This window comes from Mesorhizobium sp. AR10, assembly GCF_024746795.1.
Taxonomy (GTDB): Bacteria; Pseudomonadota; Alphaproteobacteria; order Rhizobiales; family Rhizobiaceae; genus Mesorhizobium.
Window position 1 is genome coordinate 2,518,807 of sequence record NZ_CP080524.1, and the last position, 22,363, is coordinate 2,541,169.

Sequence of the window (22,363 nt, forward strand, 5' to 3'; positions counted from 1 at the left end):
GCGAAACCAGCCTATGAACTCAGGGGGATGCGGAAGCTCTCAGTCCTTCAAGCTTCTCGCCACCAGCCGCGCCACGCTCGGCCCGACCAGCAGCACGACGAGGAAGCGGGCCGATTGCAGCGCCATGACGAAGGAGATGTCGACGTTCTGCGCCGCGGCGGCGATGATGGCGACGCTGTCCATGCCGCCGGGGCTGGTCGCCAGATAGGCGGTGAGCGGGTCGATGCCGAGCAGATGGCTGATCATGAAGCCGAGGCCGCCGCAAAAGGCGATCAGCACGATGATCGAGCCGACGATCTGCGGCAGTGCCCGCGTCGCATGGCGCAGGATCGGCCGGGTGAAATTCAACCCGATCGACCAGCCTACCGCCGCATAGCTGACGGCCAGCAGCCATTGCGGCAATTGCATCGTCACGCCGAGGCCGAGATGGACCGCGGTGCCGAAAATGAAGGTGCCGAGGAAAAACGGCGACGGCAGCCTGAGTAGCTTTCCAAGCAGGCTGCCGGCGAATGCTACGCCCAGCGTCGCGGCAAAGGCTGTCGGCTCGATCGGCGGAAACCAGATGATCGCCGGGACCTCGATGCCTGATGTATCGACCCACATTTTTGCGACAAGTGCTGCCGTCATCGAAACGAAGATGACGCGCAGATATTGCATGAAAGCGACGAGGCGCTGGTCGGCGCCGAAGGCGCCGGCCATCAGCACCATGGCGGTGGCAGCACCCGGCGATGAGCCCCAGACCGCGGTGGTGCCGGGCAGGATGCGCCAGCGGCTGATTAGCCAACCGAGCAGGCTGGACGCGGCCACGGTCCCCACCACGACGCCGAGGAACAGCGGCCATTCCTTGTAGAAGACCGGAAAGATATCGGCGGAGATCGAACTGGCGACAAGGCAGCCAACGACCGCCTGGGCGGAGCCGAACAGCGGGCGCGGCACGCGCACCGTGGCGCCGTTGGTGCCGGCGAGGATCGCCGCCAGCATCGGTCCGATCAGCAATGCGGCGGGCAGTGCGGCGAATTCCAGCGCACCGGCAAACAGGACCGAGAAAAACAGCAGAACCAGCCACTGCCAGAGCGGGCGCATGCGCGCCATGCGCTCTAGGGGCGGCTGGTCAGGCGAGGAGTCCATATCCGGCTCTTAGACCCATCGCGGAAAAATGCGAACCCCGACGCAGTGGAAAATGCGCGTGGTTTGTTGAAGCCGGCAGGTGTCAGTCGCTTTTGACGGCGGGCAGGCCGAAGCCGCCGACGGGGTTGGTCTCGACCTGGAATTCAAAGCCGGCGATGATGGGTCGCGCCTTGGCGATCGCCGCCTGGACTTCGGGCAGTTGCAGAGAGGCCTTGTGGCTCTCGGCGTTGGTCCACACTTCGGTCACCCAGATCGCGTCGACGTCCGCCGGGTCCTTGGCGATGACATAGCTCAGGCAGCCCGGCAGGGCGCCGGTGCTGGTGAGCAGGACGTCCATGATCGCGTCACGCTGGCCGCGCGTCGCCCGCATCTTGCCGATCAGTCCGTACATTCCCTTTGTCTCCCTTCAGGGTTGCGCGAACAGCAGTATGCAGGTCGTCGCTCAAGGCATCAACTGGCCGCCATTGACCTCGATCACCTGGCCGGTGATGTAGCCGCTCAGAAGATCCGACGAGAGGAACAGATAGGCGCCGACGCAATCCTCGGCCGTGCCGGCGCGCCCTTGAGGAATGGTGGCGATCATGCCTTTCATCTGCTCGTCGGTCGAATAGCGTTCGTGGAAGGGTGTCGCGATGGTGCCCGGCGCCACGGCGTTGACGCGGATGCCGAAGCCGATCAGTTCCTTGGCCATGCCGCGGGTCACATTGGAGACGAAGGCCTTGGCCGAGCCATAGAGCCCGGCGCCGCCACCGGCGCCGTTGCGCGCGGCGATCGACGAGGTGTTGACGATGAAGCCGCCCTGCTTCTTCAGCCACGGGATAGCCTTGCGCGAGGCGGTGAGCACGGAGCGGGCGTTGAGGTCCATCACCGCGTCGTAGTGCGCCTCTGTCTGCTCGGCATAGGGCACACGGCCGAGCATGCCGCCGGCATTGTTGACCAGCCCGTCGAGCCGCCCGAATTTTTCAGCACTTTCCTCGACGACGCGCTCGACATCGGCGGCCACCGAAAAATCACCCTTTGTGAGGAACACCTCGCTACCTTGGTCGCGAATGGTTTTGGCCAGTTTTTCGGCCGCCTCGCGGCTTGAATTGTAATGCAGCGTAACAAGGCATTTCTGTGCGGCATAGGCCAGCGCGAGTGCCGCCCCGATGCCGGTGGATGCACCGGTGACCAGCACCGCCTTGCCGGCGAGGTCAGGGATGACAAGGTCGGTCGCGGTAGCTGGCACGTCAAATTCCTCCGGGATTTCTGCCCGCCCTTCGTAGGCCCTTGCCGCCTGCGCTTTCAAGCCCTAGGGCCTGAGATAGACATAGCCCTGGCGCTGCAGTTCGGCGAGCTTGACGACGCCGCCCTTGTCGGCGGCGTGGAAGCCCTCGAGCAGGTCGGTGAGCGCGATATCCATGCCGTGCATGGTGTTGGTGCAGGCGTGCGGGCTGAGACCGCCCTCGACAAGGCCGGCGAAACGCCCGGAAATGGCTGCCGATATGCCCTTCGACTTGAAGGCGGCGAGAGCGGGGCCATGCACGACCAGCGCGATGTCGACATTGCCGCCGGTCCCTTCATAGTGGTTCTTGATGTTGCCGAGCACGAAATTGACCTTGTCGACATCGCTCAGGTGATAGGCAACCTTCTGCTTCTCCTCTTCCACGGTCGCCGCCTTGGCCTGGCGCAGCCCGAAAAGACCGGCGGCTCCGGCAAGACCCACGCGGAAAATGTCGCGGCGTTGCATGACTTCATCCTCCGGTTCCGGCCCTTGCAAATTGCGTGGCCTCGGCCTCAATCCTAGCATAAATTGAGGCGACGTCCTGTCGGTGCGAGGAGAGGTCACATGCCGTTGAAGACAATGGTGGGCGCCGTTGCCCTGCTTGCGTCACTTGCCGGCACGGCCTTCGCCGGCGACACGCCCAAGCTCACCGAACTCAGCCCCGACGGCAAGGATGCCTGTTTCGGCCGTGTCTATGACGCTGCGCATCTCAAGGCGCATCCGAAGCAGAAGGTGGCGCGGATATTCTTCTTCTACGGCTACGACCCGGTCAGCCGGCCCAACGAAGAACCGGGGCCGGGCGCCGATACATCCTACAACGCCTTCATCGCCACCACGGTGCGCGGCGCCAAGGCGCCTGAATGGGCCGGCGGCTGGTGCAATCACGAGTCCGAGGACGGCAAGACCGGCCCGATCCATTGCGGCATGGATTGCGACCGCACCATGGCTTCGTTGAAGGTCGACGAGAAGGGCCGGTTGATCGTCAACGATGTCTCGCCTGATCTTTATCTCGACGCGGGTTCGGAAGACGAACTTGGCGAGGCTGAATATGACAGGCAGGCGCTCGGCAAGGAGGATGACAATTTCCGCCTCGACCCGATGCCGGCCGCAACCTGCAAGGCGGAGTTCGCGCGAGTCGACCCGATCGACCCGGCGCTTGGCCCGCCATTGCGCGAGCGGCTGAAGCCGGACCAGGCCTTCTGCTACGGGCGCGACTACGATGCCGCGCATCTCGGCTCGCATCCCGACCAGGTGACGCAATCCATCCGGGTTTTCCGTGCGCCGGTCGAACTGGCGTCCTTTGCCGCTGGCGGTGATACCGCCAATTGGCCGGACGGGGCCGATCTCACTATCTCAGTCACCACGCGCCAGAAGGCGAGCAAGGTCACGCAGACCTATTCCTGCCAGGGCGAGGGCGACCAGTGGCGCTGCGCGGCGAGTGCGAAGATGAGTGATTTGTCCTGCGACATCACCCAGAAGGAAGTCTTCTTGCGTCGCGGCGCCAATGGCACGATGATGCTGGCCAACCCCAACAGCAGCCTGCCGATCGTCGACCTGTGTTCGAAGGCCGCCGACGGCGAGACCATATCCGACGACAAGATCTATCGCCTGAACCCGATGCCGCAATCCGCTTGCGCGCCCTAAAATTTGGTATCGCGCCGTCTTGTTTATGCCGCTAGAGTGATATATATTTTTGGTATGTATCATCGAGGAGTTGGACACTGTGGAAAAGGCAAAGGTGTTCTGGTCTGGCCGCTCGCAGGCGGTGCGCCTGCCCAAGGAATTTCGTTTTGAAAGCGAGGAGGTTTCAATCCGCCGTCACGGCCAGAGCGTAATTCTCGAGCCGCTTGCGCAGGACTGGGCTTGGCTCGACCAGGTGACTGGAACGCTCGATGACGATTTCGCCAAGGCGGCGCTTGAACGACCGGGCGAGCAGGATCGACCTGCTTTTGGATGACGTCTTCAAGTGATCTATTTGCTCGACACCAATGCCGTCATCGCGATCATGAAAGGCGATGCGGATTTGCTGGCGCGGCTCAAGCACCACAGGCCTCAGGATTTTGCGCTTTCGGCCATTGTTGTGCACGAACTCTACTATGGTGCTGAAAAGAGCCAGCGGAAGGCCGACAATCTGGCGCGCATAGAAGCGCTGCAGTTTCCGGTCCTCGAATTCGACCGGGAAGATGCGAGACATGCCGGCGAGATTCTGGCGACACTTGCGACATCTGGGACACCGATTGGCCCGTATGACGCTTTGGTCGGCGGTCAGGCTCGTGCCCGAAACCTCACGCTGATGACTCGCAATGTCCGAGAATTCGCGCGGATCAAAGATCTCACAATCGAGACGTGGTGAGCGACCTCACGCGAACGGTACGGCCGTCGTGCCCTTGGGCAGTTTGGCCTCGTCGTCCGGCTCGACATGGATGGTGACGCGCACCGAGGGGATTTCGGCCCTCAATGCGTCCTCGATTCGGTCGCAGATGACATGGCTGGCGCCGACCGTCATGTCGGCATCGACGACCAGGTGGAACTCGATGAAGGTGGCGCGGCCCGCGATGCGCGTCTTCAGGTCATGGACCTCCAGCGCACCCTTGCAATTGGCCGAGATGGTGTCGCGGATGTGCATGTGTTCCTGCGTGTCGACGGCGCGGTCCATCAGCCCGTTCATCGACGAGCCGATCACGTGCCAGCCTTGCCACAGGATGTTCAGTGCCACGATGACGGCAAGCGCCGGGTCGAGTATCTGCCAGCCGGTCAGCACGGCGCCGGCCAGGCCGGCGAAGACGCCGATCGAGGTCACCACATCGGTCATGATGTGCTTGCCGTCGGCGACCAGAGCCGGCGATTTTTGGGCACGGCCGGCGCGGATCAGCCTCCAGGCCCAGAAGGCATTGATGATCGTCGCGACGCCGTTGACGGCAAGGCCGGTCCAAGGCTGCTCGAGCGGGGCTGGATTCCGCCAGGCCCACCAGACCTCGTTCAGGATCAGAAGGGCTGCCAGCACGATCAGCACGCCCTCCAGCACGGCTGAAAAGTACTCGGCCTTGTGATGGCCGAAAGGGTGGTCCTGGTCGGCCGGCTTGTAGCTGACCTGGATCGCCCAATAGGCGGCGGCCGAGGCAATGACGTTGACGATCGATTCCAGTGCGTCCGAGTAGAGCGCGACGGAACCGGTGACGTACCAGGCGATGAGCTTCAGGCCGAGCACCACGCAAGCGACGACGATCGACCAGAAGGCGAGGCTGGCGACCTTCTTCTTCGCGGCGGCTTTTGCCGCGATCGCCGTCAGGTTTTCCGTTGCGGCCATCGTGGCTATGCGGCCTTTTCCTTGGCCTTGCGCGGCAGGTGCGCAACGATGTTCTCGATAATGCGCATGCCGGCATTGTGGCCGAGCGTCATGATCGACTCCGGATGGAACTGCACCGCGGCGATCGGCTCCTTGCGGTGCTCGAAGGCCATGATGACGCCGTCCTCGGTCTCGGCGGTGACGATGAAGTCGTCAGGCAGCCGCACCGGATCGGCGAAGATCGAGTGGTAGCGGCCGACGGTCACTTCCTTGGGCAGGCCGGAAAAGATGATGCCCGGCTTCGACACGCGGATGCGCGACGGCTTGCCGTGCATCGGCACGTGCAATTGGCGCAGCTCGCCGCCATAGGCTTCGGCCAGCGCCTGCAGGCCAAGGCAGACGCCGAAGATCGGCAGGTCGCGGGCACGGGCCTTCTTGATGGTGGCGGCGCAATCGAAGTCCTTCGGCGTGCCGGGCCCGGGCGACAGCACGACGAGGTCGGGCTTCAACCGGTCGAAGACCTCCTCCGGCACCGGCGTGCGCACGGTCGAGACATTGGCGCCGGTCTGGCGGAAATAGTTGGCGAGCGTATGGACGAAACTGTCCTCGTGATCGACCAGAAGGATGTTGACGCCGTCGCCGACGCGCGCGGTGGTGCGTTCGGCACCAGCGGCATTTCCGGTCTTGGCGTCGCGGATGGCGGAGAGCATGGCGGATGCCTTCAATTCGGTTTCGGCTTCTTCTTCCTCGGGAATGCTGTCGAAGAGCAATGTGGCGCCGGCGCGTACCTCGGCGATGCCGTCCTTGATGCGGATGGTGCGAAGCGTCAGGCCGGTGTTCATGTCACCGTTGAAATTGACCATGCCGATCGCCCCGCCATACCAGGCGCGCGGGCTCTTTTCGTTCTGCTCGATGAAGCGCATGGCCCATAATTTGGGCGCTCCGGTGACGGTCACCGCCCAGGCGTGCGACAGGAAGGCGTCGAAGGCGTCCATGCCTTCGCGCAGCCGCCCCTCGATATGGTCGACGGTGTGGATCAGGCGCGAATACATCTCGATCTGGCGGCGGCCGATAACGCGCACCGAGCCCGGCTCGCAGACCCTCGACTTGTCATTGCGGTCGACATCCGAACACATGGTCAGCTCGGATTCGTCCTTCTTCGAATTGAGCAATTTCAGGATCTGCTCGCTGTCGGAAATGGCGTCGTCACCACGCTTGATGGTGCCGGAGATCGGGCAGGTCTCGACCCGGCGGCCGTTGACGCGCACGAACATTTCCGGCGAGGCGCCGATCAGGTACTCGCCTTCGCCGAGATTGATGAAGAAGGAATAGGGCGAGGGATTGATGGTCTTCAGCTTGCGCGAAATGTCGGAGGGCGGCGTCTCGCAGCGCTCGTAGAACATCTGGCCGGGCACCACTTCGAACAGATCGCCGCGCTTGAAACTCTCCATCGCCTTGCGCACAAGGCTGGCATATTCACCGGGCTCATGGTCGCCGCGCGGCGGGATGCGGTCGGCGGTCTGGAACGGCTCGACGATTTCGTCGCGCGGCAGGCCTTGCGTCGAAAACCCGTCGCCGGAGTAGTCGTAGCGGTCGGTCCAGGCCTTGGTCGAATAGTGGTCGACGACCAGTATCTCGTCGGGGAGGAACAGCACGAGATCGCGCTGGCTTTGCTTGCGCTCGAGCTTGTAGTCGACCGGATCGAACTGGAAGGCGAGATCATAGCCGAAGGCACCGTAGAGCCCGAGATTGGCGTCTTCCGCCGTCTTGAACCGAGCGGTGATGGCGCGCAGCACGGTGAATACGGAGGGGACGCGGCTGCGTTCCTCTTCGGTGAAGACACGGCCCGGCTTGGCGACATCGAGGAGGATGAGTTTTTTCGACGTCTCGGCGATCGTCACATCGGCAAGATCGTCAAGCGCCTTGCCGATCACCGGCAAAAGCACCTCGCCACGGCTGTTCAACGCCTCGATGCGCATGGCGCGGCCGCGCGCTGAAATCACCAGCGGCGGGTCGATGATGGCGGTGTCCCAGCGCGTGTAGCGGCCGGGATATTCGTAATTCGAGGAAAATACCGCACCACGGCGCGAGTTCAGCCCGTCGATATAGGTGTCGATCGCGCCCTCGTAGGGTCGGTCGTGGCGCTCGCGGGTAATCGTCACGCCACCCGCGGTGACGAAGCGTTCCGCCCCGTTCTCCAGAATTATCGTCGTCATTGCCGTCTCCATCAGCGTCTTGGCATTTCTGCTTCTTGGGGCCACGGACCCGGGAATGGCTTGAAAAAACAAATGGCCGCCCGGACATTCCGTTGCGGCCACCTTCTATTTTCACGCGCACGCGTTCGAACAGGCCGCTGTCAGCGAGCCCACCACCAAATGGTCTTGATCGAGCGCATGTTCATGGCGAAATCCATAGCTGCGAAAGACCCGATGCGCAACAGGTTTGAAAAGCCTGTCCAGTGGCTGCCGCTTCTACACCTCATGGCACATCGCCAAGGCTGGCAGCCCCGCCTACTCTAGACATCCAACAGCAGGAAGACGCGAGAGACACAAATGACCCAGCAAATCGACCGCGCGCGGGCGTTCCATGCCCTTCACGTCAAGGGCGATCCAATCGTTCTCTACAACGCATGGGATCCGGGCAGTGCAAAGATCGTCGAGAAAGCAGGGGCGAAGGCCATTGCCACGGGAAGTTGGCCGGTCGCGGCAGCATTCGGTTTCGCTGACGGCGAGAAAATTCCGCTAGAGCTGGCGCTGGACAACATCAAGCGCATCGTGGCGGCGGTCGACCTGCCGGTGACCATGGATCTCGAGGGCGGTTATGGTGTCGCTCCCGACATCGTCGCTCGCACCGTGACGCTCGCCGTGCAGGCCGGCGCCATCGGCTTCAATTTCGAGGATCAGATCGTTGGCGGCAGTGGCCTGCACGACATCGCGGTGCAGGTGAAACGCATCGAAGCCGCGGCCGCGGCTGTGAAAGCCTCCGGCATACCGGCGTTCATCAACGCACGAACCGACCTCTTCCTCAAAGCGAAGCCGGACACTCACGACAAGGCTTTGGTCGACCAGGCCATAGAGAGGGCGCACGCCTATGAGAAGGCCGGAGCGCACGGTTTCTTTGCAGCGGGTCTCGGTGACGAGGGCCTGATCGAGACACTTTGCAAGTCGATCAAGCTGCCAGTCAACATCATTGCGCTGGCGCATGTGCCGCCACGGCAGCGCCTGGCGGAACTGGGCGTTGCCCGCGTCAGCCACGGCCCTGTACCTTACCGGCAGATGGCCGAATGGCTAGAAGCCAAGGCGCGTCAGGCTATCTCAGGTTAGCCCAGCAAGCCTGCCTCAATCCTCCAGCGTGCCGGATCTGGCGTCGCTGCTCTTGCTGTCGCCGACCAGCTTCAGCAGGTCTTCACCGGCGCGGATGATGCGGCGCGAACGTCGGGTCAGGATGAGGCCAGCCTGCGGCGCAAATACCTCGGTGCGGCCGCCGGCTTCACCTGGCGAGTGGACGATAGTGGCCAGCCGCGCGCCCTTGGCGACGCGGTCGCCGGGCTTCACGTCGTAGAGGACGGCGCCACCGCGAGGCGCAGGCATCATGTCGATGTTTTCCAGTGGTGCGACGGTGCCGGCAAAGCCGCCGGGCGCGGGCAGGACCGGATCCAGGATCACGCCGCGCGCCACCAGCAGCCGGTAGAGCCCTTCGGCATCGGAGCCGGCGAGAGCGCCATCGATATCGAGTATGCCGCGATATTCAACCGTGGTGGCGACGCGACGGTCGAGCTTGGCCACCTCGGCGGGCACGTTCTGGTAGGGCATGATCGAGGCGCCCTCGAAGGTGCCGTCGGTATCTTCGCTCCACAGCACCACCGCATCGACGCCCATGGCAGCCGCGCAGTCCGCCATGGCCGGCCACAGGCTGGTGTGAATATAGAGATAAGCCAGTCCCTCGTCGTCGCAGTGCAGGTCGAGCACGATGTCGTGGCCGAGCGAAAGCTGGACCAGCCGTGTCTTCAGCCGCTGGTCGACGGTACCGAACGTGATGTCGGGCAAGAGCGCGGTGTCGGGCGCGGCAAGCAGCGGGAAGCCACGGTTGAAATTGGTGCGCGTGCCCAAGTGGAAGCGGCCCTGATGCTCGCCGAAATGGTATTGCGCACGGCCGATCGGGTTGGCCCATGGCACGATGGTGATATTGCCCTTGATGCGGCCTTCAGCCTCGGCCTTGGCCAGCATTGGCATCAGCGCATCGATGGCAACGACGCCCGGCAGTTCGCCGGCATGGAGTGCCGCCTGCAGATAGGCCGAAGGGGCAGCCTTATCCGTGCCCGCGAAGCGGAACAGCGGAAATTCGTAGGAAACGCCTTCACTTTCGCCGGCGATGCGCTCGATCGATTTCTGCATGGGATGTCTCCGAAAATCTGCGGAAGACATGCATCTTTGCCGCTACGCTGTCGATTGGTCCAGCTTCCGGGCGCTATGGGCGCAAGCTACTCGGCGGGAGCCTGGAGGGTCGCAACCGGCACCGTGCGATCCAGCGCCTGTGACATCACGGCGATGGCGACGGCCAACAGAGCGAGGGCTGCACCGACAAACGGCAGATTGGCATAGGACACGCCCCAGGAGAGCGCGATGCCGCCTATCCAGGCGCCGCTGGCATTGCCGATATTGAAGGCGCCCTGGTTCAGCGTGGCGGCGAGGTTTGGCGCCTCGGCCGCCGCCTCGACGACGCGGATCTGCAGCGGCGGCACGACGACGAAGACGAGCAGGCCCCACAGGAAGACCATGGCGATCGCCACAACTGCGATGGCGCCGAATTGGGCGAAGCCAAGCAACAGCAGCGCCAGCATCAGCAGCGTGCCGATCACGGTCGGCATCAGCTTCCAGTCGGCCAGCCTGCCACCGATGATGTTGCCGATGGTCATGCCGCCGCCGAACAAAAGCAGCACCCAGGTTACGGCCGCTGTCGACAGGCCGGACACGTCGGTCAGGTAAGGCTTTATGTAGGTGAAGACGGTGAACAGGCTGGCTGATGCCGTTGCCGAGATCAGCATGGCCAGCCACACCTGCAGCTTGCCCAGCACGCGCACTTCTCCGAGCAGGCCACCGCCGCTTGGCTCTGCGACATCAGATGGCACCAGCCAGGCGATTGCCGCGACCGAGATGAGGCCGATGCCGACCACGGCGACGAAGGTGGCGCGCCAGCCGTAGGCTTCACCAAGCGCGGTGCCGCCGGGAACGCCAAGGATGTTGGACAGCGTCAATCCGGCAAACATCAGCGCCATGGCACTGGCCCGCTTGTTGCGCGGTACCAGGCTGGCGGCGACCACCGAGCCGATGCCGAAGAAGGCGCCGTGGCCGAAGGCCGTAAAGACGCGGGCGGCCATCAGCGTCCAGTAATTTGGCGCGATGGCACAGAACAGATTGCCGATGACGAACAGGGTTGCCAGACCGATCAGCACCGGCTTGCGCGGCAGGCGCGCCGTGGCCACCGCGACGATCGGAGCGCCGAAGACGACGCCGAGCGCATAGCCTGTGACCAGCAGGCCGGCGGAAGGGATCGAGACGCCAAGATCGCCGGCGATTTCGGGCAACAGCCCCATGATGACGAATTCGGTGGTGCCGATGCAGAATGACGCAATGGCAAGCGCTAGGATCGGCAGGGGCATGGGACGTCCGGACTGAATCGGTTCAAAGCTGAGACTGTCTGGAGATGCGTGGCGTGCGCAATCGCCATTGTTGCAATGCAGCATTGCAGAAAGTGAAGAGCTAACGGAAGTGCGGCGCCGAAACGCTCTTGGGCAGCTTCGAACCGTGCTATTCGAGCGGCTTCAATTCCTGGGCGATGGTCGGCAGAAGTTCAGAGACGTTGGGGTGGATGTGCGTGGCGCGAGCCAGCGTGTCGACGGGCGCCTTGGCATACATCAGGTCGAGCACGCAGTGTATCGCCTCGTCGCCGCCCGGGCCGAGCACCGAGCAACCGAGAATCTGTCTGGTGTCGGCGTCGACCAGGATTTTCATGAAGCCTTGCGTTTCGCCTTTTTCGACAGCGCGGCCGACGCGGGTCATCGGCCGCTGGCCGACAAGTGCGCGACGGCCTGATTTTTTCACCGCAGCCTCGGTCATGCCGCAGCGGCCAAGCGGCGGATCGATGTAGAGCGCATAGGCCTCGATGCGGTCGCTTACCTTGCGCGGGTCATTGTCGAGCAGATTGGCGGCGACGATCTCGTAGTCATTGTAGGAGGTGTGGGTGAAGGCGCCTTTGCCGTTGCAGTCGCCCATCGCCCAGATGCCGGGCACTGTGGTGCGCAGCTGATCGTCGACGACAACGAAGCCGCGCTTGTCGACCTCGACGCCGGCTTTGTCGAGGCCGAGATCGTCGGTGTTGGGCGTCCGGCCCAGCGCCAGCAGCACATGCGAGCCGACCGCCGGCGCCTTGCCGGCCGAAATGGTCACGGCAATATCGCTGCCCTGTCCGGCAAAGCCGATGTCGTCGGCGCCGACATGGACCGCTATGCCTTCGTTTTCGAGGATGGACAGGATGGCCGCTGAGACATCCTCATCTTCGCGGCCGGTCAGCCGCGGGCTCTTTTCGATAACGGTGACCTCGCTGCCGAAGCGGCGGAACATCTGCGCGAATTCGAGCGAGATGTAGCTGCCGCCAACGACGACGAGATGGCGCGGCAGCACGTCGAGATCCATCATCGAAGAATTGGTGAGGTACGAAATGTCGTTGATGCCGGGCAGGTCGGGCACCGAGGCGCGGCCGCCGGTGTTGAGGAATATCCGCTCGGCGGTCAGCAGGTCATCGCCCACACGCACCGTGTTGGCAGATTCGAAACGCGCATGGCCGCGATAGAGCGTGCATTTGTCCATGCTGGCGATCCAGGTCTCCAGCCCGGTGCGGGAAGCGCCCGACACCTTGTCCTTGCGCGCCTTGATTGCTTTGTAATCGACACCGACGGGACCGCCGAGCGTCACGCCGTAGTCGGCGGCGCGGCGGGCGAGATGCGCGGCATAGGCGCTTGCCACCATCGTCTTGGTCGGGATGCAGCCGGTGTTGACGCAGGTGCCGCCGACCAGCTTGCGCTCGACCAGCGCCACGCTCATGCCGGCCGCGTTCAGCCGGCCGGCGAGCGGAGTACCGGCCTGTCCGGCGCCGATGATGATGGCGTCGAAGGTCTTTGCCGTCATGCCACGGCCGCCACGATGAGCAGGCCGCCGATGATCGCCACCGCGTCCTCGATGAAGGCGGCGGGCGGATCCTTGCCGAACGCAGCGGCCAGCCGGCCGCGCACTTCGGCGCCGCCATACGTGCCGATCACCGCGCCGGTGGCGCCGGCGATGAGCCCGCCGATGGTGGCGTCACCGGTCGCTCCAATCACCGCACCGGCGAAGGCGCCGGCGATGACACGTGCACCGAATTGCTGCGGCACCTTGCGGCTCGGTGTCGATGGCAACTGGTCAGTGACCAGTTCGACGATGGCCAGGATGGTGAAGATGCCAACGGCGATCCAATGGCCCATGAAACTGGCCCATGTGCCGGCGACCGGCAACCAGCCGAGCCAGGCGCCCCAGGCGACCGCGGCAGGCGCCGTCATGGCGCGCAGGCCGGCGATGACGCCGATCAGAAGTGCAAGAAGGTACAGCATGATTGATCCCTCGATGGCAGGCCCGGGACAGGCCCACGAGGGCAGGCTAGCATAGGTCCGGCGTTTGACCAGAGTCGCTGCTGGCGCTTCTTGCACCGGGCGCATTGTACTTTGGTAAACAGTCAAAACACGACGAAGGGATGGGAGGCGCTGTCATGGCCGGAAGCGAACGCACAAAGATGGCCGCAGGCGAGTGGTACACTTGCCTTGATGCGGAGCTGGAGGCGCTGCGTGTGATCGCGCGGGACGCGGTGTTCGAGCATAATTCTGTGCCACCCCGGCAACGTGGCAACGTTGGGCCTGCCCTGAAATCACTCCTCGGCGCTGCGGGCGAGGGCGCGCGGATCGAGGCGCCGTTCCACTGTGCCTACGGCTTCAACATCTTTCTCGGCGAGGGCACCTTTCTCAATGCCGCCTGCACCATCCTCGATACGGCAGCGGTGCATATCGGCAAGCGGACGCTGCTCGGTCCCAATGTGCAAATCTACTGTGCGGAGCATCATAAGGAGGCTGCGGGTCGGCAGGCGGGGCTGGAGATCGGCAGGCCAGTCGAGATTGGTGACAATGTCTGGATCGGCGGCAGCGCCATCATTCTGGGCGGTGTCAGCATCGGCGAGGGCGCCATCATCGGTGCGGGTGCCGTGGTGACGCGCGACGTGCCGGCAAACACCACGGTCGTCGGCAACCCGGCACGACCGGTCAAGCGTGGCTGAAAAATCATTAATCCTGGCTGGCTCAGCGCGAAGTGGCCTGCTCATGCTGACGAACGCTCTTCGAGAATTCGCGCCGATACTGCATCGGCGAGGTCCTCAGCCGCGCCGCGAAATGCTGGCGCAGCGAGGTGGCGCTGCCGAACCCGGCCTCGAAGGCCACCGCGTCCATCGATTTTTCCGTTGCTTCGAGCAGCCGCTGCGCCAGTGCGACGCGCTGGTCGGTCAGCCAATCGCCGAAACTGGTGCCGATCGTTTTCTGAAAGCGGCGCGTGAACGTCCGTCGGGTCAGGCCGGCTGCATCGGCGACGCGATCCAGGCTATGTGTTTCGCCGAGCGTTCTGCGCACCATGTCGAGGGCTTGTGTGAATCGGTCTGGATCCTGCACCCTGGCGATCGGACGTTCGATGAATTGCGCTTGCCCGCCCTGCCGATGCGGCGATAGGACGATCTCCCGGGCGAGGCGAAGTGCTGCTTCCGCTCCGTAACGGGCACGCACGAGGTGGAGACAGCAGTCGAGCCCGGCTGCGACGCCGGCAGATGTCATGATATCGCCGTCGTCGACGTAAAGCACCTCGGCGTCGACGACGACGTCGGGATAGAGCGCCTGCAATTGTTCGGTGTAGGCCCAGTGCGTCGCGGCTCGCCGCCCCGAAAGCAGCCCGGTCGCCGCAATGGCAAAGGTTCCGAGGCACAGTCCGACAATCAACGCGCCGTTGCGGTGCGCCCGCCGCAGCGCCTCTACCAGAGATGCAGGCGCCGGTTCGTCGAGATCTCGCCAGCTTGGAACGATCACTATGTCGGCGTCGTCGAGGCTGCCAAGTCCATGAGGTGCGGTCACGGTCGACCCGGCTTCGGTATGGATCGGCCCGTCATCGATCGTACAGATGCGGAAGTCGAAGCGCGGTAGACCGAGAGCGGTACGGTCCTCGCCGAATACCAGGCATGGCACGGAGAGATGGAACGGGCTGATGCCATCGAAGGCGATGGCGGCAACAATCGGATCGGCCATGGGAGCACTAATAAGGGTTACACCGGATTGTCCCAATCCTTTCGAACAATGTCAATTGGGACACTTTTGGTCGGCAAATTGCGGGCCTACCCCTTGGGACAGTCAATTCAAGACTGAAAGGAAACCACCATGTCTGCACCAGCCAATACTCCGGCGCCGCGCCGCGCTCTCATCGTCGTCGATGTCCAGAACGACTATGATGGCGGCAATCTTGCGATCAAGCATCCGCTGTTTCGCGACAGCGTCGTCAACGTGGCACGAGCCATGGACGCGGCCGCCGAGGCCGGCGTCAAGGTCGTGGTTATCAAGCAGCTGGCACCCGAGACGTCGCCGGTCTTCGCCAGGGGCAGCCATGGCGCCGAACTGCATCCCGAGATCGCCAGGCGAAGCCGCGACCACTATGTCGAAAAGACTTTGCCGAGCGCCTTCACCGGCACGGATCTGGAGGACTGGTTGCGCGCCAACGCCGTCGATACGATCACTGTCGTTGGCTACATGACGCATAATTGCGATCTGTCGACGATCATCCACGCCGTGCATATGGGCTTTGCGGTGGAGTTCCTGTCCGACGCCACCGGCTCGCTGCCCTACGCCAACAGCGCCGGCTATGCCTCGGCCGAGGAGATCCACCGCGTGGTGACCATCATCCTGCAGTCGCGCTTCGCGGCGGTTCTCAAGACCGCCGAATGGATCGATTGCCTCAAGACCGGCGCTCTGCCCGAACGCGACACAATCTATGCGTCCAACCAGCGTGCGCTGGCACGCAACGCGGCATAGGCAAATTTACCCCTGGGAAGGCAAAAGGGCGGCCATTGGCCGCCCTTTCTAGTTTCGCAACGATTTCGAAATTCTCAGAACAGGCCTTCGATCTGGCCCGCGTCGTTAAGGAAGATCTTTTCCGACGACGGCTTGCTTGGCAGGCCGGGCATGGTCATGACCTCGCCGCAGATGATGACGACGAAGCCGGCGCCGGCCGATAGCCTGACCTCGCGCACCGGCACGGTATGGCCGGTCGGCGCGCCGCGCAGGTTCGGGTCGGTCGAGAAGGAGTACTGCGTCTTGGCCATGCATACCGGCAGGTGGCCGTAGCCGGCCTGTTCCCAGGCGTGCAGCTGGTCGCGGACCGACTTGTCGGCGATCGCCTCGTCGCCACGATAGATGCGCTTGACGATGGTGTTGACCTTTTCGAACAGCGGCATGGCGTCGGGATAGAGCGGCGAGAACTGCGATGCGCCCGATTCAGCGATCTCGACGACCTTGCGCGCCAGTTCCTCGATGCCGGCAGAGCCCTTGGCCCAATGCTTGCACAGGATGGCCTCGGCGCCGAGCGAGGCGACGAAATCCTTCATCGCCTGGATTTCGACCTCGGTATCGGTGGTGAAGTGGTTGATCGCCACCACCGCCGGCACGCCGAACTGCTTCACGTTCTCGATATGGCGGCCAAGATTGGCGCAGCCCTTCTTGACCGCTTCGACATTTTCCTTGCCGAGGTCTTCCTTCTTGACGCCGCCATTCATCTTCATGGCGCGCACGGTGGCGACGATGACCGCGGCTGCTGGCTTCAGGCCGGCCTTGCGGCACTTGATGTCGAAGAATTTTTCAGCACCGAGATCGGCGCCGAAACCAGCCTCGGTGACGACGTAGTCGGCGAGCTTCAGCGCCGTCGTGGTGGCGACGACCGAGTTGCAGCCATGGGCGATGTTGGCGAACGGGCCGCCATGAACGAAGGCCGGGTTGTTTTCCAGTGTTTGCACGAGGTTGGGCTGCATGGCGTCCTTCAACAGCACGGCCATGGCGCCGTCGGCCTTGAGGTCACGGGCGAACACCGGCGACTTGTCGCGGCGGTAGGCGACGATGATGTCGCCGAGGCGCTTTTCCAGGTCCTTCAGGTCGGTGGACAGACACAGGATCGCCATGACTTCCGAGGCGACGGTGATGTCGAAGCCGCCTTCGCGCGGAAAGCCGTTGGCGACGCCGCCGAGCGAGCAGATGATCTCGCGCAGCGCCCGGTCGTTCATGTCCATGACGCGGCGCCAGACGACGCGGCGGGTGTCGATGCCGAGCTCGTTGCCCCAGTAGATGTGATTGTCGATCAGCGCCGAAAGCAGATTGTGCGCGGTTGTGATGGCGTGGAAATCGCCGGTGAAGTGGAGGTTCATGTCCTCCATCGGCACGACTTGTGCATAGCCGCCGCCGGCAGCACCGCCTTTGACGCCGAAATTCGGTCCGAGCGAGGCCTCGCGGATGCAGACGATCGCCTTCTTGCCGATGCGGTTGAGACCGTCGCCCAGGCCCACCGTCGTTGTAGTCTTGCCTTCACCGGCAGGCGTCGGGTTGATTGCGGTGACGAGGATCAGCTTGCCGTCCTTGTTGCCCTTGACCGACTTGATGAATTCGGCTGAAATTTTCGCCTTGTCGTGGCCGTAGGGCAAAAGGTGCTCGGTCGGGATGCCGATCTTGGCGCCGATCTCCTGGATCTGCTTCTTCTTGGCGCCGCGCGCGATCTCGATGTCGGACTTCACTTCGGCCATGACGGCTTTCCTCTGTATTGGACGATGGAGGGGACGGTTTGTGGTCGCAAGCTGGTTCAAAGCGGCCCGGCACGGCAGGCGCGGGCACGTTCTAACCCCGTCGCTGCCATGGCGTCAACTTGCATGCAACTATGTTTCCTATGAAGAAAAAGGTTCTTGCTGCCGGCCGACCTGTTCTCGGGCCTTTTTCGTACCGGCTGTTGCGGCGTATAGAAGCCAGAGCGGACGCCGTTCCGCCGTCTCAAAACAGCCGCACAATGCACGGAATGCGACAGAGGCAACGGCGCAGATCAGCCATTGCCGTCGCTGCGAACCGATCGCTACTGGGTCAGCACGTTGCGGATCTCGACCATGTTCGAACGTACCCGCAGCACGTAAAACCCATCGTCAGATGCGGCGATCCTTGCAGCGGTGCCGGCGCGGTTGCAAGCTCAGCGGTCGAGAACCGATCGGACCTCAACGAGATTGGAGCGGACACGCAGCATGTAGAATCCCATGGTGGTCAAGTGGGAGGGCATGATCCAACCGTCCTCCCGACCATTGGAGATGATGAGGGGCCGAATTTTCAGTGCCGCCTGAAATTGCTGGTCGAGCTGGTCCCAGAGCGGACCGAGCCCGCGAGTGTCGATAACGGCCTTGAAATCAGAGCGCGTGGCTTTCAGGATTCCGTAGTAGCCGTAGAGCTGTCCGTAGGCGAACCAAAATCGGTCGTCCGCGCGCGTATCGAACCAGCCATTGTTGTTTGTCTGCGACTGTCTGCTGAGGATATCCGATGTCGAACCGATATCACTGGCTATACGGTCGACGAACTTCGCCAGATTGTCGGCGCGGGCGTTGAACACCACCTCGCATTTCAACAGGCGGTCGTTGAAGGTGCGAAGCGACGTGATGCCTGTGCGGTAGAAGCTGGGGCTTGGCGTCTTGGGGCCGAATGGCCTAAGGCCGAAATACCACGTTTCCTCGTCGAATTCGACCGCGCCTCTTGCATCCTGCAGGTTCTGATCGATCTGACTGGTGCCGCGTACTCGGCCGATCGTGTCAACCAATTCGACCGCGGTGCGTCGAACAGCCTGGTGTACGCCGCGCTGGAAAGCCGCCTTGTTGTCCAGGAATGGTGTATGATCCCAGTCCATTCCGAAGAGCCCTAGCTTGTACAGGATCATCGACGAGATCCAGGCGTTTTGATTGACGTTGAAGTCGATCAAATCCGCCGCAACCGTCACGATACCAGACTTGGTACATGTCTTGACCTGGCCTTCCGCGCCTTCGTCGGTGACTTGCTCGCCGGATCCGGCCGGCGGCGCGAATGTATAAGCATCCGCATAGGCAGGATTGAAGTTCTTCCAATATTGCGTGTTCCAGAAGAAATAGGCGTATAGTCCGACCAAGATTACGAGCGCTGTACCGAGCACCGCCTTCAGGATCCAGCCGCGCTGCGTATACCAGCGCCCGGCCCACAGGAACGGCCACAGGATCACGCCAACAAGGAGGCCAATGCCGCGGCCGATCCACTGGAAAATCCGGGTGAAGAAGTTCACGATCGGATCAAGCATGGCGATATCCCCTCAGTCAGTCAGGCCATAGAGGCGCGTGCGAAACGCTACCTTGTCTTTCAGATATGTGGTTTTCAGAACGTCCACAACATGCGATCGCCAGGCGTCGCTGAAGCCGTCATAGTCCTTGTAGAAGCCCGGCTTGTTGAAGACGTAGCGCGAGACGAAGTCCTGCGGCACGAAATCCGAGATCAGCTGGTTGGTGAGCCAAGCGTCGGGATGGTCGGGCTTGGCCCGGATCACCAGGAAGCGCTGCTGCGGAAATACGTCCTCGATCTTGAGATGGCCGAGCTGGGCGATCTCGCGCTTGGCGGCATTGAGGAAGGGAAAATTGCCGTCCCTGGTGATCAGGTCGGCATGGCCGTGGATCCAGGTCTGCAGCCAGACCTTGTCGACGTCGGTCAGATTGCGGTCGGGTTCCGAGTCGCGGATCAGCGCGCGCACCACCATTTCGGCGCGATGCTCGAGATAGCCCGATGTCTCGATCCACGAGGCGCGCGGCAGTTCGATGCGGCCGGTGGCAGCGAGGAACTTGAACACCTTGTCGGCATCATTGATCGAGAGGTAGCTCACCTGCCACGGCCGCGAGCGGCGGAAGCCCGGGGCTGCCGGGTCGCTGATCACCGTCGTCATGTCCGGATCGACGAAGACGTAGAGGCCGCCGAAATGGCTGGTCCAGTAGGCGTTGTGGCGGAAGATCACCTGATCCGGCACCAGCGCGTTCTCGCGGATGTCGCCACAGATCTTTGCCAGCTCCACCATGCGGGTGAGCATGGCGCTGTCGCGCCAGGCATCGGGTTCCTGCTTCAGCCGGTTGACGAGCTTGCCGAGTTCGGCCGCTTTGCCCAGCACGTCCTCCGCCGACAGCACCTTGAACTCGACCTGGTTGATCGACAGCAGGTCCTCGATGTCGTTGACCTTGGGGACTGAATCCTCGATCTCGCCGTAGATGACATCCTTGATGGTCAGCGCATCGATGGCGCGCTGGTTCTTCGACATGAACTCGAACATCAGCTGCGAGGTGTTGGAGAAGGCGGTGTGCACCACCGGCAGGTCGATCTGCGACGGCGTCAGGATGATGAAGCGGCGGTTGACCTCGTTGGGATCGAGATAGGCGTAGTCGCCGCATTCGTCGGCCACCTGCGGTGAGAAGCCGGTGCGGTCGATCTCGAAGCTGTTCAGCTTCGTAGGCTTCAGCCCGAAGGCGACCATCGCCTTGTTGTAGCGCTGGATGAGGTGCGGTTCGTCAACCGTAAGCAGCCGGCCGTAGATCAGCTCATTGTCGCGCAGCAGATCGGGTTTCCTGGCGGGGCTCATCGCGTGCCTTTACGCATTCCAATTCCCCTTGGCCTTCATCTCCTCGATCTCGCGCACCGCGCGGTCACGCAGGCGGGTGTCGCGGATCATCTTGGTGACGGCTGAGTCGTCGGACTTGTCGGAATAGCGGAACTCTGAGTCGGCGTAGCGGTTGATCTCCTGCATGACCATGTCCATCGAGAACGGCCCGCGCAGTTCCTCGATCATCGCTTTCTTGTCGTCGTAGCCCTTGTGCATGAAGACTTCCGGCTTCTCGAACCACTCGTCCGGCAGCTCGATGTCCATGGCGCGCATCTTGATGGCGTCGGTGACGTTCTTGATGGCGCGGCCGGTGAAGCGCGGTTCGGCATCCTTGATCATGTGCAGATAGGTGCCGACGTCGGCCATCGATTTCGGTGCGCCATTGTCCTTCATGTAGCGCTCGTAAACCTTCATCAGCCCGTCTTCCTGAGGCTTTTCATGCTCCTCATAAGCCTCCATCACAGCGCGCTGGATTTCCTGGGCGGCATAGAGCTTGTGGTCGCCGAGCGGGATCTTGTGGTTTTTTCCAGCGAGCAGGACAAAGATGTCGATGTAGTCGTCGCGGCTCTGCGGCCCGTCGACCAGCCAGCGGGCGCCGGCGCGCTGGCGTAGCGCGTCGTCGACGTTTTCGGGATAGTTGGAGAACATGCCGAACGAGCAGTTGCCGCGCACTACGGTGCCGGCACCGGCAAAGGCGTCCATCAAGACGCCGGTGATTTCCTGCTGGCCGGCAGAGGCGCGGTCATCGGAGCGTCTGGCAGCCACCTGGTCGATGTCGTCGACAGTGCCGAAGCCGATGACGCGCGGGTTGAGAACATTGTTGATGAACTGGCGACAGTTCTGGCCGGATTTGCCTTGATAGGACGAGATCTGGTCGACGCCGAAATTCTCGTAAGCAAAGGGATAGCCGGCGACCTGGCAATAATTGTTGACGAGACCGGCAATCATCTGGATCAGCGTCGTCTTGCCGGTGCCGGGCGCGCCGTCGCCGATGAAGGTGAACAGGAAGCCGCCAAGCTCGACGAAAGGGTTCAGCTCGCGCTCGAAGTCGTAAGCCATCAGCATCTTGGCCAGCTTCACCGACTGGTACTTGGCGATGTGGTTACCGACGACCTCTTCCGGATTCTTGAAGGTCATCACCAGCGGCTTCGAGCGCTTGCCCGGCGCGACATCGAAGCCGTCGAGGATAAAATCATCCACGTCGATGCGGATATGCGCGTTCTCGAACGGTCCGATGCCGTCGAAGCGGCCCTTTCGCGCCAGCAGCCCGTCGATGGCAACGCGCGCGAAAGCGCGCGCCCGCGTCATCAGGTCGGCGTCGTCAGCCGAGCCTGATATCGCCTTGTCGAGGCCTGCTATTATGGACTTCACCGCATCCTGCGGCGTGTCGAACAGGAAGTCCGGCTCCGCCGTATCGTTCGGTGCCTCGCCGTCGCTGTCGATCAGCTGGAATAGATACGAGGCGAAGCTGAAGGCCGAAATGTAAGCCGAAGCTGACAGAAGCTTCTTGAAGGTGGCGGCCTCGTCGCCTTCGAGCGGCGCGCGGGTGTTCTTGGCCTGCAGGCTTTCTAGGTCCGAACCTTCGGCGAAGACGTCTGATATGGCCAGCGCGATCGCCAGCCCGCGCCGGGCGCGAAACAGCAGCGTGTGCTGCGGAATGGTCAGCAACTGGTCGTCGGGATGGACGGCGGCGACGGTCTTGGAAAGCTCGACCTCGCGCGTGCGGCGCACCGAGCCGACCGAGACCGTCGAGACGAAGCGGCGGTTGGTGCCGGCAAGCGCGGTGCCGGATTCGCGTGACGGGTCTTCCAGCACGACGATGCGGGTGATGAAGCTCTGCGCGCTGGCGCGGTGCTTTTCGATTGCCGCTTCCGAAATCGTGGTCAGGCCGGTGTCCAT

Annotated in this window: 21 protein-coding genes; 6 read left to right on the forward strand and 15 right to left on the reverse strand. The window is 62.8% G+C overall.

Translation table 11 applies throughout. The features are described 5' to 3' along the window. Window positions 1-39 precede the first annotated feature (39 nt). From LHFGNBLO_RS15750 to LHFGNBLO_RS15765, 4 genes are all read right to left on the reverse strand, one after another. Window positions 40-1,128 carry an AbrB family transcriptional regulator gene (locus LHFGNBLO_RS15750; RefSeq protein ID WP_258608818.1) on the reverse strand — a complete coding sequence of 363 codons (1,089 nt, stop codon included), beginning with the start codon at window positions 1,126-1,128 and terminating at the stop codon, window positions 40-42. 82 nt (window positions 1,129-1,210) lie between these two features. Next, window positions 1,211-1,519 carry a putative quinol monooxygenase gene (locus LHFGNBLO_RS15755; RefSeq protein WP_258608819.1) on the reverse strand — a complete coding sequence of 103 codons (309 nt, stop codon included), beginning with the start codon at window positions 1,517-1,519 and terminating at the stop codon, window positions 1,211-1,213. 51 nt (window positions 1,520-1,570) lie between these two features. Further along, window positions 1,571-2,356: an SDR family NAD(P)-dependent oxidoreductase gene (locus tag LHFGNBLO_RS15760; RefSeq protein ID WP_258608820.1), complete on the reverse strand. Its 786-nt coding sequence runs from the start codon at window positions 2,354-2,356 to the stop codon at window positions 1,571-1,573. Between the two features lie 63 nt (window positions 2,357-2,419). After that, entirely contained in the window at window positions 2,420-2,857 is a 438-nt protein-coding gene (locus tag LHFGNBLO_RS15765; RefSeq protein WP_258608821.1) for a DsrE family protein, read from the reverse strand. 99 nt (window positions 2,858-2,956) lie between these two features. Here LHFGNBLO_RS15765 and LHFGNBLO_RS15770 point away from each other — a divergent pair, with 99 nt between their 5' ends. From LHFGNBLO_RS15770 to LHFGNBLO_RS15780, 3 genes are all read left to right on the forward strand, one after another. Then, window positions 2,957-4,036 carry a hypothetical protein gene (locus LHFGNBLO_RS15770; protein WP_258608822.1) on the forward strand — a complete coding sequence of 360 codons (1,080 nt, stop codon included), beginning with the start codon at window positions 2,957-2,959 and terminating at the stop codon, window positions 4,034-4,036. Between the two features lie 79 nt (window positions 4,037-4,115). Then, on the forward strand, window positions 4,116-4,349 hold the full coding sequence (locus LHFGNBLO_RS15775) for an antitoxin (protein WP_258608823.1): 234 nt from the start codon (window positions 4,116-4,118) through the stop codon (window positions 4,347-4,349). A gap of 9 nt (window positions 4,350-4,358) precedes the next feature. Beyond that, entirely contained in the window at window positions 4,359-4,745 is a 387-nt protein-coding gene (locus LHFGNBLO_RS15780) for a type II toxin-antitoxin system VapC family toxin (RefSeq protein WP_258608824.1), read from the forward strand. 6 nt (window positions 4,746-4,751) lie between these two features. On the opposite strand, the gene LHFGNBLO_RS15785 is transcribed toward LHFGNBLO_RS15780, so the two are convergent. Together LHFGNBLO_RS15785 and LHFGNBLO_RS15790 are read right to left on the reverse strand one after the other, a co-directional pair. Next, window positions 4,752-5,699 carry a cation diffusion facilitator family transporter gene (locus LHFGNBLO_RS15785; protein ID WP_258608825.1) on the reverse strand — a complete coding sequence of 316 codons (948 nt, stop codon included), beginning with the start codon at window positions 5,697-5,699 and terminating at the stop codon, window positions 4,752-4,754. A gap of 5 nt (window positions 5,700-5,704) precedes the next feature. Next, complete coding sequence (locus tag LHFGNBLO_RS15790) at window positions 5,705-7,894, reverse strand: anthranilate synthase (protein WP_258608826.1); 2,190 nt, start codon at window positions 7,892-7,894, stop codon at window positions 5,705-5,707. A gap of 336 nt (window positions 7,895-8,230) precedes the next feature. Here LHFGNBLO_RS15790 and LHFGNBLO_RS15795 point away from each other — a divergent pair, with 336 nt between their 5' ends. Continuing rightward, window positions 8,231-9,001 carry an isocitrate lyase/PEP mutase family protein gene (locus LHFGNBLO_RS15795; RefSeq protein WP_258608827.1) on the forward strand — a complete coding sequence of 257 codons (771 nt, stop codon included), beginning with the start codon at window positions 8,231-8,233 and terminating at the stop codon, window positions 8,999-9,001. A gap of 15 nt (window positions 9,002-9,016) precedes the next feature. On the opposite strand, the gene LHFGNBLO_RS15800 is transcribed toward LHFGNBLO_RS15795, so the two are convergent. The 4 genes from LHFGNBLO_RS15800 to LHFGNBLO_RS15815 all read right to left on the reverse strand — a co-directional run bounded on the left by LHFGNBLO_RS15800 (window position 9,017) and on the right by LHFGNBLO_RS15815 (window position 13,320). Further along, a complete protein-coding gene (locus LHFGNBLO_RS15800) occupies window positions 9,017-10,072 on the reverse strand; it encodes a succinylglutamate desuccinylase/aspartoacylase family protein (protein ID WP_258608829.1) in 1,056 nt (351 codons plus the stop codon). 86 nt (window positions 10,073-10,158) lie between these two features. Next, window positions 10,159-11,337 carry an MFS transporter gene (locus LHFGNBLO_RS15805; protein WP_258608830.1) on the reverse strand — a complete coding sequence of 393 codons (1,179 nt, stop codon included), beginning with the start codon at window positions 11,335-11,337 and terminating at the stop codon, window positions 10,159-10,161. Between the two features lie 148 nt (window positions 11,338-11,485). After that, window positions 11,486-12,862 carry an FAD-containing oxidoreductase gene (locus LHFGNBLO_RS15810; protein WP_258608832.1) on the reverse strand — a complete coding sequence of 459 codons (1,377 nt, stop codon included), beginning with the start codon at window positions 12,860-12,862 and terminating at the stop codon, window positions 11,486-11,488. Beyond that, on the reverse strand, window positions 12,859-13,320 hold the full coding sequence (locus tag LHFGNBLO_RS15815) for a DUF4126 domain-containing protein (RefSeq protein ID WP_258608834.1): 462 nt from the start codon (window positions 13,318-13,320) through the stop codon (window positions 12,859-12,861). The genes LHFGNBLO_RS15810 and LHFGNBLO_RS15815 overlap by 4 nt, the downstream gene beginning before the upstream one ends. 155 nt (window positions 13,321-13,475) lie before the next feature. Here LHFGNBLO_RS15815 and LHFGNBLO_RS15820 point away from each other — a divergent pair, with 155 nt between their 5' ends. Beyond that, complete coding sequence (locus LHFGNBLO_RS15820) at window positions 13,476-14,033, forward strand: sugar O-acetyltransferase (RefSeq protein WP_258608836.1); 558 nt, start codon at window positions 13,476-13,478, stop codon at window positions 14,031-14,033. A gap of 22 nt (window positions 14,034-14,055) precedes the next feature. On the opposite strand, the gene LHFGNBLO_RS15825 is transcribed toward LHFGNBLO_RS15820, so the two are convergent. Next, complete coding sequence (locus LHFGNBLO_RS15825) at window positions 14,056-15,042, reverse strand: helix-turn-helix domain-containing protein (protein WP_258608838.1); 987 nt, start codon at window positions 15,040-15,042, stop codon at window positions 14,056-14,058. Window positions 15,043-15,171: 129 nt separating this feature from the next. Here LHFGNBLO_RS15825 and LHFGNBLO_RS15830 point away from each other — a divergent pair, with 129 nt between their 5' ends. After that, window positions 15,172-15,819: a cysteine hydrolase family protein gene (locus LHFGNBLO_RS15830; RefSeq protein WP_258608840.1), complete on the forward strand. Its 648-nt coding sequence runs from the start codon at window positions 15,172-15,174 to the stop codon at window positions 15,817-15,819. Window positions 15,820-15,893: 74 nt separating this feature from the next. On the opposite strand, the gene LHFGNBLO_RS15835 is transcribed toward LHFGNBLO_RS15830, so the two are convergent. The 4 genes from LHFGNBLO_RS15835 to LHFGNBLO_RS15850 form a co-directional block, all read right to left on the reverse strand. Continuing rightward, window positions 15,894-17,573 carry a formate--tetrahydrofolate ligase gene (locus LHFGNBLO_RS15835; RefSeq protein ID WP_258608842.1) on the reverse strand — a complete coding sequence of 560 codons (1,680 nt, stop codon included), beginning with the start codon at window positions 17,571-17,573 and terminating at the stop codon, window positions 15,894-15,896. Window positions 17,574-18,004: 431 nt separating this feature from the next. Then, on the reverse strand, window positions 18,005-19,126 hold the full coding sequence (locus tag LHFGNBLO_RS15840; RefSeq protein WP_258608844.1) for a DUF2333 family protein: 1,122 nt from the start codon (window positions 19,124-19,126) through the stop codon (window positions 18,005-18,007). Between the two features lie 12 nt (window positions 19,127-19,138). Further along, complete coding sequence (locus tag LHFGNBLO_RS15845; RefSeq protein WP_258608846.1) at window positions 19,139-20,443, reverse strand: DUF6638 family protein; 1,305 nt, start codon at window positions 20,441-20,443, stop codon at window positions 19,139-19,141. Between the two features lie 9 nt (window positions 20,444-20,452). Continuing rightward, window positions 20,453-22,363 carry an ATP-binding protein gene (locus LHFGNBLO_RS15850; protein WP_258608849.1) on the reverse strand — a complete coding sequence of 637 codons (1,911 nt, stop codon included), beginning with the start codon at window positions 22,361-22,363 and terminating at the stop codon, window positions 20,453-20,455.

What these genes read in the sequence shown, in the direction of transcription:
- LHFGNBLO_RS15845 (WP_258608846.1), bottom strand. Translation starts at nt 20,443, where the DNA reads ATGAGCCCCGCCAGGAAACCCGATCTGCTGCGCGACAATGAGCTGATC.
- LHFGNBLO_RS15825 (WP_258608838.1), bottom strand. Translation starts at nt 15,042, where the DNA reads ATGGCCGATCCGATTGTTGCCGCCATCGCCTTCGATGGCATCAGCCCG.
- LHFGNBLO_RS15805 (WP_258608830.1), bottom strand. Translation starts at nt 11,337, where the DNA reads ATGCCCCTGCCGATCCTAGCGCTTGCCATTGCGTCATTCTGCATCGGC.
- LHFGNBLO_RS15755 (WP_258608819.1), bottom strand. Translation starts at nt 1,519, where the DNA reads ATGTACGGACTGATCGGCAAGATGCGGGCGACGCGCGGCCAGCGTGAC.
- LHFGNBLO_RS15840 (WP_258608844.1), bottom strand. Translation starts at nt 19,126, where the DNA reads ATGCTTGATCCGATCGTGAACTTCTTCACCCGGATTTTCCAGTGGATC.
- LHFGNBLO_RS15750 (WP_258608818.1), bottom strand. Translation starts at nt 1,128, where the DNA reads ATGGACTCCTCGCCTGACCAGCCGCCCCTAGAGCGCATGGCGCGCATG.
- LHFGNBLO_RS15835 (WP_258608842.1), bottom strand. Translation starts at nt 17,573, where the DNA reads ATGGCCGAAGTGAAGTCCGACATCGAGATCGCGCGCGGCGCCAAGAAG.
- LHFGNBLO_RS15785 (WP_258608825.1), bottom strand. Translation starts at nt 5,699, where the DNA reads ATGGCCGCAACGGAAAACCTGACGGCGATCGCGGCAAAAGCCGCCGCG.
- LHFGNBLO_RS15765 (WP_258608821.1), bottom strand. Translation starts at nt 2,857, where the DNA reads ATGCAACGCCGCGACATTTTCCGCGTGGGTCTTGCCGGAGCCGCCGGT.
- LHFGNBLO_RS15850 (WP_258608849.1), bottom strand. Translation starts at nt 22,363, where the DNA reads ATGGACACCGGCCTGACCACGATTTCGGAAGCGGCAATCGAAAAGCAC.
- LHFGNBLO_RS15770 (WP_258608822.1), top strand. Translation starts at nt 2,957, where the DNA reads ATGCCGTTGAAGACAATGGTGGGCGCCGTTGCCCTGCTTGCGTCACTT.
- LHFGNBLO_RS15815 (WP_258608834.1), bottom strand. Translation starts at nt 13,320, where the DNA reads ATGCTGTACCTTCTTGCACTTCTGATCGGCGTCATCGCCGGCCTGCGC.
- LHFGNBLO_RS15800 (WP_258608829.1), bottom strand. Translation starts at nt 10,072, where the DNA reads ATGCAGAAATCGATCGAGCGCATCGCCGGCGAAAGTGAAGGCGTTTCC.
- LHFGNBLO_RS15790 (WP_258608826.1), bottom strand. Translation starts at nt 7,894, where the DNA reads ATGACGACGATAATTCTGGAGAACGGGGCGGAACGCTTCGTCACCGCG.
- LHFGNBLO_RS15795 (WP_258608827.1), top strand. Translation starts at nt 8,231, where the DNA reads ATGACCCAGCAAATCGACCGCGCGCGGGCGTTCCATGCCCTTCACGTC.
- LHFGNBLO_RS15830 (WP_258608840.1), top strand. Translation starts at nt 15,172, where the DNA reads ATGTCTGCACCAGCCAATACTCCGGCGCCGCGCCGCGCTCTCATCGTC.
- LHFGNBLO_RS15810 (WP_258608832.1), bottom strand. Translation starts at nt 12,862, where the DNA reads ATGACGGCAAAGACCTTCGACGCCATCATCATCGGCGCCGGACAGGCC.
- LHFGNBLO_RS15820 (WP_258608836.1), top strand. Translation starts at nt 13,476, where the DNA reads ATGGCCGGAAGCGAACGCACAAAGATGGCCGCAGGCGAGTGGTACACT.